Genomic DNA, 13501 nt, shown 5'->3' with positions numbered 1-13501 from the left:
TCGGGGCAGGTGTTATGCCCCGGCAATTCAATCGATGAGGTGAGTACATGCTGTTAGGGTTTGTTGGGCTTGGCGCAGTGGTTGAAACGGCATATTTGCCCGCAATACGAAACCTCTTCGGGAATTCAGCCAGTTGTCTCGGATTTGATGTGCAACCTGTAAAGCAGCCAGAAGGTGTGACACGCTGCTCGTCACTCGCTGAACTTTTAACCCAGCCTCTTGATACGTTGTTTGTCACGACCGCATCCCTTCACCATCTTGACGTTCTTGAACTGGCGCTGGCCTCACCCATATCACGCATAGTGGTCGAAAAACCGATTGTCGCTACGCTTCCTCAAATAGAAAAACTGAAAACGTTACTTGCGATGCCTGGCGTCGCGTCTCGTGTGTTGGCGCTCGATCACTGGATGGCACGCACCGGTGCGATGCAACTGGCATTGGGGAAACTCGATCCGCAGTGGCGTGGTGATAACCGCCCGCAGGCTCTTATCTCTCATTTTTCCGACATCGTCAGAATCGAAGGTTTTTTGCAGGAGCCGAGTGGATTTAACGCAACAGGGGAGCCAATAGCGCTCAACTTTGCTACTGGTGAGCCGGATACACGCGAACTTCGCCATCCGGATGGCGTGATACTGGATATTGGTACACATGTGCTGGCGATGCTGCGTGAAACAGTGCGTTACCTGGGGGGAAATGACGACATCACGTTGCAAGTTATGAAGGCCAAAGACCGTCCTGGACGTGATATCAGCCTGGGCGATCTGCACACCGCAGAGGGAGAGGCTCATCTCCAGGGGCAAATTAGCGGTATTGCGCTGGATATCTGGCTAAACAAATACGCGGGTCCGGCTGGTGGACAAAAAGGTTTGCGACTTCATTTAAGTGATGGACGAATCATCAGCTATGACCGACGTGGCGCAGAAGATGCACTTGAACTTATTGATGGTGACACTGTGCTGCGCTGGAGTCTTCCAGGTACGATTTACGCTCATTGCCTGGCAGAGCACATTCTGGGGGCGCAAAGTCTGTTTGAACGCAGCCCGCAAGAGGTGGGGCGCACGACACAACGCAGGCTTGAAGAAGTCGAGCACTTGCTAACGTTGCAGCAACAGTTGCGTGGGCCACATTAAGTGTATCGTGTTAATATCAAAGCAATAATGAATTCCCTGTAAGGAGTCTCCATGTCGATTAACTGCCCGGATTGTCATGCTCAACTGGAACCACAAAACGGTGTGGCACACTGTGAGCGCTGCAATAAAGATGTCCAACTGGAGGCGCATTGCCCGGAGTGCCATCAGCCACTCCAGGTACTAAAAGCCTGCGGTGCAGTGGATTATTTTTGCCAGAATGGCCATGGGCTCATCTCTAAAAAACGTGTGGAGTTTATTGCACGTTGACTGAATGATTTTAATCAGATGTCATTATGTCCCGAAATATTCATTTTATGAATATTTCGGGACAAGGATGAATATAATCTTAAAAAACGTGTTTAGTTATTTTTAAGAATTAATTTAGGTTTTCTGAAGTGCATGTTTTCGTAGTTCCATAATATAATATTAATGAGGCTGATTAATTTCATATTAATAATGGAAGCCTTAATTCATAGGGATATATTATGGTGCAATGGATGCGCTTTATTATTTTTATGCTCATTTCTGGTGCGGCATATGCAGTACCGGAGACATCTGCGAACAAGGGTGAGTCCTCTTCTGATAATTCATTTCCCGATTTGGCAAGTGAATCCACGCAGGAAGAACAAGAACACAAAAAAAGTTCACTTAAAGAGCAAAGTGCCGACTATGTCATGGGGTCTGCGACACAGGGATTTACGAACCTTACTCCTGAAGCGCTGGAGTCGCAGGCCAGAAGCTATCTGCAAGGGCAGATAACCTCAACGGCTCAATCCTCTCTTGAGGGGCTGATGTCTCCTTATGGTAAGGTGCGAACCAATTTGTCTGTTGGAGAAGGCGGTGATCTGGACGGTTCTTCAATCGATTATTTCGTTCCCTGGTATGAGACCCGGCGTACTGTTTATTTCAGTCAATTTTCAACCCAGCGAAAAGATGATCGTACTATTGGAAATATGGGGGTTGGTGTAAGACATGATTTAAATGAATGGCTTCTGGGTGCAAATATATTTTATGATTATGATTTTACCCGTGGGCATCGTCGACTTGGTTTAGGCGCAGAAGCATGGGCAGATTATTTAAAACTCTCCGGAAATTATTATCACCCGCTTTCAGACTGGAAAGATTCTGAAGATTTGGATTTCTATGAAGAGCGACCGGCGCGTGGCTGGGATGTTCGCGCAGAAGCCTGGCTGCCCGCGTATCCTCAGTTTGGCGGCAAAATTATTTATGAGCAGTACTACGGTAATGAAGTTGCCCTTTTCGGGAGCGACAATTTAGAAAAGGATCCTCAGGCTATTACGCTGGGCCTGAACTATCAGCCTGTTCCATTACTGACCATCAGTACGGATTACAAAGCCGGTACGGGTGACAACAACGATCTCGCCATCAATGCTGCACTGAGCTACCAGTTCGGCGTGCCTCTAAAAGATCAACTCAATGCAGACAATGTGAAAGCATCGCATTCGCTAAAGGGGAGCCGTCATGATTTTGTCGAACGTAACAATTTTATTGTGCTGGAATATCGTGAGAAAGCACCACTAGACGTCACGCTATGGCTGAAAGCTGATGCAACTAATGCGCATCCGGAGTGTGTGATTAAGGATTCCCCGGAAGAAGCCATCGGGCTGGAGAAATGCAAATGGACGATCAACGCGCTTATTAGTCATCACTACAAAATCATTGCTGCATCCTGGCAAGCGAAAAATAACGCCGCGCGTACGTTGGTTATGCCAGTCATCAAAGAAGAGGCGATCACCGAAGGTAACAATAACCACTGGAATTTGACGCTGCCTGCCTGGCAGTACAGTTCTGACGAAGCGGAACAGCAGAGGATCAATACCTGGCGAGTACGGTTGACGCTGGAAGATGAAAAGGGCAACCGACAAAACTCCGGCGTGGTTGACATAACCGTTCAACAGGATCGCAAAATCGAACTTATCGTCAATAACATTTCCAGCGTACCGGATGAGAACAATCACAACCATGATGCCCGTGCTCAGGCAGATGGTGTCGATGGCGTAGTGGTTGATCTTGACGTTACCGACAGTTTTGGTGATGGCACTGACAGCAAGGGGAATCCTTTGCCGGATGATAACCTTAGTCCGGAACTGTATGACGCGAATGATAAAAAAATCAGCCTGGCGAAGAAATCCTGTCCAGGTGAAACGCCCTGTGTATTTATTGCGGCACAAGATAAAGAGAAAGGTACTCTCACGCTGGCCAGTACGCTGGCGGGTACTTTCCGCTGGAAAGTTAAAGCACAGCCTTACAACGACAGTAACTATATCAATGTGACGTTTTTTGATGCTGGCTCAGGGGAATTAAATGCGCTTATTTATCGGATTGGCGCGGCTAAACCTGTGAATTTAATCGGCAGTAAAGAGCCTCTTCTTCTCGATAGTACCTACCGTTTTATTCTTTGGCGCGATGCCAACAAAGATAGTCACTTCCAGCAGTCAGAAAAATTAAGCGACAACGAAATGGCGCAATATGACTACCGTTGGCAATTCACCGGACAGAGCGCGCATGGTGAAACGGGAGCCCAGGCTAATACCGATAATAAAGATATGGTTATTCCTGCCAGCAATCGAGAGGCAGCACAGATGTTTGGTGCGGGGGCCGGTGATGGGGTGCAAGGCTATGGGCTGCGCGTCATGTATCGCAAGAGATGAAATGGGCGTAATGGCCGATCGGCCAGCAGCTGAAGTTTAACTAAGGAGAGTAAATATGCAGCAGGAAACAAAACAGCATTTGACCAAAGTCGCGCTGGCATTGGCTTTAGCGGGTTATTGTGCAGTGCCAGCGATAGCGGCAGATGGGCAACTGAAAGCCGGGCAATGGCAGTCAGTAACAGAGAATACCGGGAGCATTCAAGGGACGGTGCCGTGGATCACCCGAAGCGCGACAGATATTGCCGATACTGATAAAGCGCATGTCACTGTTACTGTTGATCGCGGCAGTCGTACAGTCAGCTCTGAAGGTGACAGGCAGTTCCATGTCGGCGACAAAGTGACGATAAACTGGGCCATTGGCGATGAGCAGGGTGACCTGGATAACAATAACACGGCGACAAAAGCAACCGTGCAGTGGATGAGTTACAGCGATCAGTCTGGTGCAGATCCTCAGGAGATCGGTTCGAAAGGCAGCGATAGCTACACGATTGTAGACGCGGATGCAGATCGCTATATCGGTATCAAAATAACACCGACAACAACCACCGGCGATCCTAATGTGGCACAGGAGATTTTGCTGAACGATTTGTCAGCCAATACGGGTGGGGGATCGGACAGCGATGATATCCCAGAGGGCCCGGTATTTGATGATGCAGTGCATGCTGTTATCTATGAAACCGGCTCAACCACCAACCTGCTTGGCACAACCACCAAACTTAAAACCAATACCACCTATAAGGTCCTGCTGTGGAAAGATAAAGCGGGGGGAACGCCTGATAAATACGATACGGGCGAAGAGGTTACCAACCAGTATAACTATCGCTGGCGGTTCACCGGCACCAGCTTGCAGTTGGGTACAGCGGGTGGGTTGGTCAATCCTGGCAACAACAACCAGGATCTGGTTATTCCGCTTACCAATGCCGAAGCGAAGGCAGCTTTCGATTATACCGGAGATGGCATCACCATTGGCAACGACGGTGTTCAGGGCTACGGTTTGTCTATCGATTTCCAGCGCAAGTAACATCAATAAATGTCATCCCTTATGGGATGGCATTTTCCATACGTTTTGCTTAGCGAAAGCCTCTAATCAAAACGTATTGAACAAAGATGATGAAAAGGTGGTTTTTACTCATGGATGGGTATCAGAAGCTTGCTAAATGGATGATTTTTTTGTTGCTTACTCCTGCGGTGATATTCCCTTCACAGGCGGCGTTAAAAGGAGGGCAATGGATACAACCAGGGATTTCAACCGGGGTGATCAACGGCACCAGCCCCTTTGCCGATAGTGCCAGCGTGCCGGTCTATCAGGGCAGCGTCCAACTTGATCCCACCACAGAGCACGCGGTCGCTTTTGATGCAATGCCCAGGGACTTTAGCGTAGATGCAACGGCTACCAGTATGGTGCTTATTAACCCGCGCGATACGGAGGGCGACATCTTCGGTAGTCCACCCATGCTACGTTGGGCAAATCAGACTCTGCCCGCTGTTTCACTGGTCTGGACCGAAGCCGCTATGCCGGATATACCGCTCAACCCGCAACCCCGGCCGGATCGTTCCTTCTGCGCACAAAATCTGGCAGGACATAAACTGGCAGCGATCCCACAGTTTGATCCGAATGAAAGCTTACCCTCGCTGGATCTGTTCACGTTGACCGGTACACCAAATCAAGGTCCGGTTGTACTCAGCGAAAAGCTGGTGACGTTGAATATTTCGCCAGCGCAGGGCGATCTGGTTACCGTGAACGTTGCTGGCTATGACGACACGCTTAACGCTGCGAAAGCCAAAGTCGGTGATGCCATTACGTTGATCGTCACCACGAAAGATTGCCAGGGAAATCCCGCGGGCAATATTCCATTTATCATCAAGCGCGGTGATGCAAAAAACCGTCAGGGTGTGGTGAACAATGCCGGGCCGGTAATGCTGGAGACCACGGAGCTGACCACCTCCGCGACGGAATATCATGGCACTACCAATGCCAGTGGTGTGGCGATGGTGAAGGTGACGCAGCAGAATGGTCCGGGGGTTAAAACATCTCTGACTGTCCATTTGCCGGGGATCGCACAGACCAGCGAAACAGCAGTGATCTTCACCGTCCTTACCAGCCCCGATGTATCGCAGGCTAACATGTGGGGCCATATGGAAGACACATTGACGGCGCAGCAGTACACCTTTACCCGCCCGAAACTGGCGGCTGAAGTGAGCAATGAAGACGGTACGGTTGAGGATCACAACGAAACCTGGTCGACATTTATCTGGAGCGGGGCTGATAAACACTGCGCTATTCTGCCAGGGATGCGCCAGTTCGGCGCGCTGGCAACGGTGGTTCCGACCTCCATTCAGGAAGTCGCAGGCTGGCCGATGCAGGGTAACTACTACTGGTCATCTCTGGCTGGTATGACCGGGCAGCATCATGCGGCAGACGTGTCTGACCGCAGCGAAGCGCAAAAGCCGGACAGCACAAAATTCATCGTGAGCTGCGTGGATAAAACAGAGCCTGATGTCGAGCCGGAGCTTACGCTGACGCTGGAACAGTATGATAAGAGTCTACAGGCGACGAAAGTGCAGGTGGGCGAACAGGTTGCCATGCGTCTGTCCATTACCGATAAGAAAGATAATAATCAGCCGCTGTCATACTACTACTTCTCGCTGCATCTGGATGATGGCGTCAACCGCAAGGGCGAAACCAGTCCGGACTGGGAGATTCACCCGGTACAGCTCACGGGCGACAGTAATTTGCGGAAGATGGACGAGCACAACTATGAGGGGATGACCGACGTCAATGGCCAGGCGACTGTGCTGCTGACGAACGCCGGTGGCGCTGGGGTAAAAACGCATATCACGGCGAAGATGCGCAGCAACTTTACCGCCACGGACGCAAAAGACGTGATCTTCACCGTCGTCACCAGCCCGGACAGCTCATATGCCCGAATGTGGGGACATATGGGCAATGGGATTATGGAAGCGGGTCATCTCTACAAACGCCCACGTTTGGTGGATGAAACGACTAACGAAGTCGGTTCGGTGCGTGAAAATAACGAGGACTGGGCGCTGTTTGATCAAGGCACCAGCATGGAGACAGAATGCGGTGCCGGACATATTCCTGAACAACGCTCTCTGGAAAGCTTATATGCAGACCACCAGGAAAACACCATCAGTACCGAACACGGCTGGCCGACGGCAAAGCAGGATTATCTGACGGCTGTGGCGCAACCTGACACGCATGTCTCCGTTGACCTGGGGAGCGGGGCGGTCGATTCCTATTCAGGGCTTAAGCCAAACTACCTCACCTGTTCTGCCGACGAGCTGATAGCGAAAGTGGTCGTCGATACCGACAAAGACACTGCGCCGGACTCAAAACTTGCCAAAGCGAAGGTCGGTGAAAAAATCACTATGACGGTGCATACCGTCAATGCTGCCAATAATGCGCCAGTCCCTAATGCGGCTTTTACGATTACCAAAGGAATGGGGCTTGATCGGGCTGGTCAGGCGTCAGGCTACACCGATCCGACCAGTGGTGTTATCACCGTGAACGGCACACAGTACGGTACCGGGGAGACATCAACGGTCTATTCCGGCACCACGGATGCGCAGGGGATCGCTACGGCAGAAATTGAACAGCCGCAGGGGGTGGGTTTAAGAACACCGCTTACCGTTATGCCGGTCAATTCCTCTCTGCCGAATACCGTTAATTACTCCGTCGTTTTTACCGTCCCAACCAGCCCGGATGTTTCCGGCGCGCAAATGTGGGGGCATATGGATGACACCATTCATGTCGGCTCCCTGACCTTTGAACGCCCGAAATTAGCCTCAGAAGTGGCAGGTGAGCAGAGTTCGCTAACCGAAAATAATGAAATCTGGGCGCGTGTTGCGCAGGCAGATATCGAAGATATCTCTGCAGGCGGTTGCGAACCGAATAAGGTACCGGGCAGAACGCAGCTGGCCGCGCTATACGATGCCAACAGCAATAACTCCATTCAGGCCGTACACGGCTGGCCGACCCAACGCGAGGAATACTGGAGTAGCACACCAGCCGATAAAGTACCGCATCTCTACGCCACCTGGCTGAACAACGGCACGCTGGTAAATAACAACAGCTCACCCGTCTATATGAGCTGTCTGACCAACGCGAATCCCTCTGCTCAGAACATCACCCTGGAGGTGGTGGATCAGGCGCAGTGGAGTAGTTCACTGAACGCCGCGAAGCTTAAAAAGGGCGAAACGTTACAGGTGAAGGTGACGATAAAAGATGCGGCAGGCAATCCGATGCCGGATATGCCATTTACCCTTAATCGTGGCGATGGATATACCCGATCCAATGAAAAACACATTGCCGGTAGCGGTGACGGCATTGTTGCTCCGGTGGTGGTGGAAGGAACTTCGCTGAACGATGTTGCAACGCTCTACACCAGCATAACTGGCAATGATGGTAGCAAAATTCTTACTATTACCCGGCCAGACACCCACGGCACCAAAACGGCTATCACTGCTACGCTTTACTCTGATCCGACCAAAAAAGCCTCCATAGATACTATTTTCACCGTGCCCACCAGCCCGGATACCAGTAAAGCGAAAATGTGGGGCCATATGCCGCAAACGTTAGTGGCAGACGGTATAACTTTTAAGCGCCCAATCTTATTTGCTGAACTTACGGGTAATCCCGGCAATAAACGTAAAGGGCCGGAGGAAGATAACGAAATCTGGGCGCTGTTTACCGAAGCGCAGGCGGAGAAGAGCAGCAATGGTGGCTGCGGGGCGGCATATATTCCCAATGTGGATTCGCTGTCAGGTTTATCAGGTAGCTGGAGAGGGCATGAGGTTGATGGCTGGCTTGTCCTGAAAAACTATGGCTCCAGCTCTGCGAATCCCGCAAATTCAGGGGATCGTCGATACAAAAGTGTCCAGCTCAGTAATGCAACCAGTACCGTCCTGTCTGCAAGTGACATGAGGTATATGACCTGCCAGACCACCGCTAATTTGATGGTGGCAAAGGTTGAGCTGACTTCGAGTGATGCGGTTAAAATTGACGGCTACGATGTGGTTAAAGTCAAAACCGATGAACCAGACAACCATGAGCGCGCAGTCTTTAAGGTGACCACGCGTGACAGTAAGGGCAACCTTTTGGGAAATGCGCCCTTCATGATTAATCATGGCGTAGCGGTAAACCGCCAGGGCGTTGAATGGCATGATTATCAGTCAGTGCTTATCTGGGTCACAGATAATGCCAGTCAGATCGTTGGATTGTTGACCGACGATAATTTTTACGGTGTTTCCGGCCCCGACGGTACCGTCATGCTGGACGTTTACCAGACTGGCAGGGGGCAGGGTGTCAGAATACCACTGCAGGCGACACTGGATGATGGAAGTGCTGCATCGCAAACACTAAGCGCCGTTTTTACCACGCTCACAAGCCCGGACACCCCAAAAGCGAACTTCTGGGGTCATATGCCGGAAACGTTCACCAGTAGCGCTGGCGTGAAGTTCCGACGTCCGCAGCTTAAAGCTGAACTGTCGGGGGCATCCTTTATCACTATTAATCGTGAGGATTGGGCGAAGCCGTCGGGAGTCGATAAATCAGACAGCAGCCAGTCAGGGTGTAGCGAGGAGTATCAGCCGCTGCGCAGTGAACTACAGGTTTTGTATAACGATCACCCGAACTCGAAGATAGAAACTGACCTGGGGTTACCGCTTTTCACAGGCGCTAACTGGTGGGCGTATGACCAGATGCAATCGGGAAGTAAATGGGATAACCAGTCTATCAGTTTCATTGACGGTAAGTGGCGGCGGGATATCAGTACGACAATCACAAACCTGATTCTTTGTCTGGTGGATCCACATCCTAAAGCGGAAATGATTGAACTGACTTCGACGGCGTTTGATACAGGTACTCAGGCTACGAAAGCGAAAAAAGGAGACGCTCTGCCTGTCACCGTAACGGTGAAAGATAGTGCCGGGAAAACGGTGCCAAATGTCGCCTTTACTCTGACGCGTGGTGATGCCTTGCCCCGAAATGTGGGAGAAACGCTGTACGGCGACGTAGATGCGATGGACGATCTCACCGTTCAGCCGCCATCCGGTGCTGCGGTTACACTTGCCGACAGCGGTAACTCAGTAAAAGGTACTACCGGAGCAGACGGTACGGCGACCTTTACGATTAAGCAGAACAATACGCCGGGGTATAAAACGACGCTGAAAGTTACGCTCGATAATAACGCCAGTATTAACGCGACGCTGGACGCCATTTTTACCGTGGTCACCAGCCCGAACGTAGCGTCGGCAAATTTCTGGGGACACATGCCGGATACGGTTACAGTAAATGGCAAACAGTTGCATCGGCCATTACTGACGTCTGAAATGCGCTCAGGCTTTACCGCACCGCTCAGCCTGAATCTGGATAATGAGCACTGGGTGCTGGCCTATACCCACAATACCGGTCAGTACGATTTGGCTGCGCAATGTGGCAGCTTGAGCGATGCACCTGATATCAACGACTTGAACGCCTTGCACAACCAGATGAGTAGCACTGGCTGGCCAACAACGCCGAGCTATCTCTATTTATCTAATACGACGAGTTCGAGTTACTTCTGTGGATACAATGAATCCAACGGGACGGAGAACTGCATTGTTCATCCGGCAACGGACAAAGGTTTCGCCACCTGCATACAGTAACGTTTACGGTCAGTGAATTTAGCTTACTTTGCGCGAACGTGGTTTTTTGAGCGGGGTGATTTTTTTCACCTCGCTTTCCACCCAGCCATCGCTAAGGCGTGTTGTGAGCGTTTCGCCGGGTTTTACCTGCTTCGCTTTTGTCAGAGCCTTTCCGTCCGTTGCGGTAGTGACACTGTATCCTCGCGCCAGCGTTGCCAGTGGGCTGACGGCTTCCAGATGTGTTACCGCATTGCCAAAACGTTCGCGTGTTGCACTCATTTGTGCGCGGACGAGCTCTGCCAGACGATACTCAAGCTGTTGGATACGCGTCTGTCCGCGATGAATACGCGGCTGCGGGTTTTGCTGGTTCAGTCGCTGTGCCAGTCGCAGCTGTTGCTGACTGGCGCGTTTGAGTTGGTTTTCCAGCGCAAAACTCATGCGTTTTTGCAGGCGATCCAGCGCGGTTTGCTGACGTGCCAGGCGTAGCTGAGGGTGTTGTTGCTGTAAGCGGTGATGAATCTGGGTAAAGCGACGACTGCGATTAGCGAGAAAATAATCCATTGCCATTTCCAGACGCTGCTGTGCGGACTGCACCTGGCGTAGTAATTCCTGCTGGTTGCGGCTTACCACTTCGGCAGCGGCTGACGGCGTTGGCGCACGCAGGTCACCAACAAAATCGGCGATGGTTACATCGGTTTCATGGCCGACGGCGCTGACTACCGGAATGCGGCTGGCAAAAATTGCCCGTGCTACACGTTCGTCGTTAAAGCTCCATAAATCTTCCAGCGAACCGCCGCCCCGACCAACGATCAATACGTCGCACTCGCTACGCGCATTCGCCAGTTCAATGGCGCGAACGATTTGAGCAGGCGCTTCATCACCCTGAACGGCAGTCGGATAGATGATAACGGGCAGGGAAGGATCGCGTCGTTTCAACACGTGGAGAATATCGTGCAATGCGGCCCCGGTTTTCGAGGTGATCACGCCGACGCAATGGGCCGGAGAGGGCAGAGGTTGCTTATGCTGCTGATCGAACAGCCCTTCAGCCTGAAGTTTGGCTTTGAGTTGCTCATATTTTTGCTGTAACAAGCCTTCACCCGCAGGCTGCATGCTTTCAACAATAATCTGATAGTCGCCGCGCGGTTCATACAACGTAATGTTGGCGCGAACCAGCACCTGCTGTCCGTGCTGCGGGCGAAAGGTTACACGGCGGTTGCTGTTGCGGAACATCGCACAGCGTACCTGGGCACCATCGTCTTTTAAGGTGAAGTACCAGTGACCTGATGAGGGCTGGGTAAAGTTAGATATTTCGCCGCTGATCCATACCTGCCCCATTTCTTGCTCGAGCAGCAGACGCACCGTCTGGTTAAGGCGACTTACGGTAAAAATTGAAGAGGTCTGGGAGGATAACATGTGAGCGGGATCAAATTCTAAATCAGCAGGTTATTCAATCGATAGTAACCCGCCCACAGGGGATCGCAAGGTTTTTTTGCAAAAAAGTGTGGATGCAATCGGTTACGCTCTGTATAATGCCACGGCAATATTTATTAACCACTCTGGTCGAGATATTGCCCATGCTACGTATTGCCAAAGAAGCCCTGACGTTTGACGACGTCCTCCTCGTTCCCGCTCATTCCACCGTTCTGCCGAATACTGCTGATCTCAGCACGCAGCTGACGAAAACCATTCGTCTGAATATTCCTATGCTCTCCGCAGCCATGGATACCGTGACTGAAGCGCGCCTTGCAATTGCACTGGCACAGGAAGGCGGCATCGGTTTTATCCACAAAAACATGTCTATTGAGCGCCAGGCGGAAGAAGTTCGCCGTGTGAAGAAACATGAATCAGGCGTAGTGACTGATCCTCAGACTGTATTGCCAACCACAACTCTGCGCGAAGTGAAAGAACTGACTGAGCGTAACGGTTTTGCGGGCTACCCGGTTGTGACTGAAGATAACGAACTTGTCGGTATCATCACCGGTCGCGACGTGCGTTTTGTAACCGACCTCAACCAGCCAGTTAGTGTTTACATGACGCCGAAAGAGCGTCTGGTGACTGTGCGCGAAGGTGAAGCGCGTGATGTTGTATTTGCCAAAATGCACGAAAAACGCGTTGAGAAAGCGTTGGTTGTTGACGATGGTTTCCACCTGATTGGCATGATCACCGTAAAAGATTTCCAGAAAGCTGAGCGTAAACCTAACGCCTGTAAAGATGAGCATGGTCGTCTGCGTGTAGGTGCTGCAGTAGGTGCTGGCGCAGGTAACGAAGAGCGTGTTGACGCGCTGGTTGCCGCGGGCGTTGACGTTCTGCTGATTGACTCCTCTCACGGCCATTCTGAAGGTGTGTTGCAGCGTATTCGCGAAACGCGTGCCAAATACCCGAATCTGCAAATCATCGGCGGTAACGTAGCGACTGGCGCAGGTGCACGCGCCCTGGCAGAGGCTGGAGTAAGCGCAGTGAAGGTAGGGATCGGTCCTGGCTCTATCTGTACTACTCGTATTGTTACCGGCGTAGGTGTTCCGCAGATTACTGCGGTTTCTGACGCAGTTGAAGCGCTGGAAGGCACTGGTATTCCGGTTATCGCCGACGGTGGTATCCGTTTCTCTGGCGATATCGCCAAAGCTATCGCCGCTGGTGCTGCTGCTGTCATGGTTGGCTCCATGCTGGCAGGTACTGAAGAATCCCCGGGCGAGATTGAACTGTACCAGGGCCGTTCTTACAAATCTTACCGTGGTATGGGTTCTCTGGGTGCGATGTCCAAAGGGTCTTCCGACCGTTATTTCCAGAGCGATAACGCCGCTGACAAACTGGTTCCGGAAGGTATCGAAGGTCGCGTAGCCTATAAAGGCCGCCTGAAAGAGATCATCCACCAGCAGATGGGCGGCCTGCGCTCCTGTATGGGCCTGACCGGTTGTGGTACTATCGACGAGCTGCGCACTAAAGCAGAATTTGTACGCATCAGTGGTGCCGGTATTCAGGAAAGTCACGTTCACGATGTGACCATCACCAAAGAGTCCCCTAACTACCGCATGGGCTCCTGATATGTTTCCGCGC

7 protein-coding genes and 1 pseudogene are annotated in these 13501 nt (G+C 51.5%); 7 read left to right on the top strand and 1 reads right to left on the bottom strand.

Translation table 11 applies throughout. From position 1 onward, the window contains the following. Window positions 1-47 precede the first annotated feature (47 nt). From LG384_RS16970 to LG384_RS23405, 6 genes and pseudogenes are all read left to right on the top strand, one after another. Window positions 48-1130, top strand: coding sequence for a Gfo/Idh/MocA family oxidoreductase (locus tag LG384_RS16970; protein WP_225761261.1), 1083 nt, complete (start codon window positions 48-50; stop codon window positions 1128-1130). 51 nt (window positions 1131-1181) lie between these two features. After that, the gene (locus tag LG384_RS16965; protein ID WP_045446115.1) at window positions 1182-1397 is read left to right on the top strand and encodes a zinc ribbon domain-containing protein; all 216 of its coding nucleotides are present in this window, start codon (window positions 1182-1184) and stop codon (window positions 1395-1397) included. 218 nt (window positions 1398-1615) lie between these two features. Next, window positions 1616-3802 carry an intimin-like inverse autotransporter SinH gene (gene sinH, locus LG384_RS16960; protein ID WP_225761260.1) on the top strand — a complete coding sequence of 729 codons (2187 nt, stop codon included), beginning with the start codon at window positions 1616-1618 and terminating at the stop codon, window positions 3800-3802. A 55-nt stretch (window positions 3803-3857) separates the two neighbouring features. Beyond that, complete coding sequence (locus tag LG384_RS16955; protein WP_045446108.1) at window positions 3858-4823, top strand: SinI family autotransporter-associated protein; 966 nt, start codon at window positions 3858-3860, stop codon at window positions 4821-4823. A gap of 110 nt (window positions 4824-4933) precedes the next feature. Continuing rightward, a pseudogene (locus LG384_RS16950) lies at window positions 4934-10042 on the top strand (adhesion domain-containing protein); the annotation flags it as partial. Window positions 10043-10048: 6 nt separating this feature from the next. Further along, the gene (locus LG384_RS23405; protein ID WP_370637157.1) at window positions 10049-10468 is read left to right on the top strand and encodes an adhesion domain-containing protein; all 420 of its coding nucleotides are present in this window, start codon (window positions 10049-10051) and stop codon (window positions 10466-10468) included. A gap of 18 nt (window positions 10469-10486) precedes the next feature. Here LG384_RS23405 and xseA read toward each other — a convergent pair whose 3' ends face one another. Next, the gene (xseA, locus tag LG384_RS16945) at window positions 10487-11860 is read right to left on the bottom strand and encodes an exodeoxyribonuclease VII large subunit (RefSeq protein WP_225761258.1); all 1374 of its coding nucleotides are present in this window, start codon (window positions 11858-11860) and stop codon (window positions 10487-10489) included. 161 nt (window positions 11861-12021) lie between these two features. Between xseA and guaB the strand changes: the two genes are divergently transcribed. After that, window positions 12022-13488 (top strand): IMP dehydrogenase, encoded by a 1467-nt coding sequence (guaB, locus tag LG384_RS16940; protein WP_045446098.1) that lies wholly within the window; start codon window positions 12022-12024, stop codon window positions 13486-13488. Window positions 13489-13501: the final 13 nt, after the last annotated feature.

Source organism: Citrobacter sp. Marseille-Q3906, from assembly GCF_916618775.1.
Taxonomy (GTDB): Bacteria; Pseudomonadota; Gammaproteobacteria; order Enterobacterales; family Enterobacteriaceae; genus Citrobacter; species Citrobacter murliniae.
The sequence above is the reverse complement of the archived record's forward strand: the minus strand, read 5'-3'. Positions and strand labels throughout refer to the sequence as shown.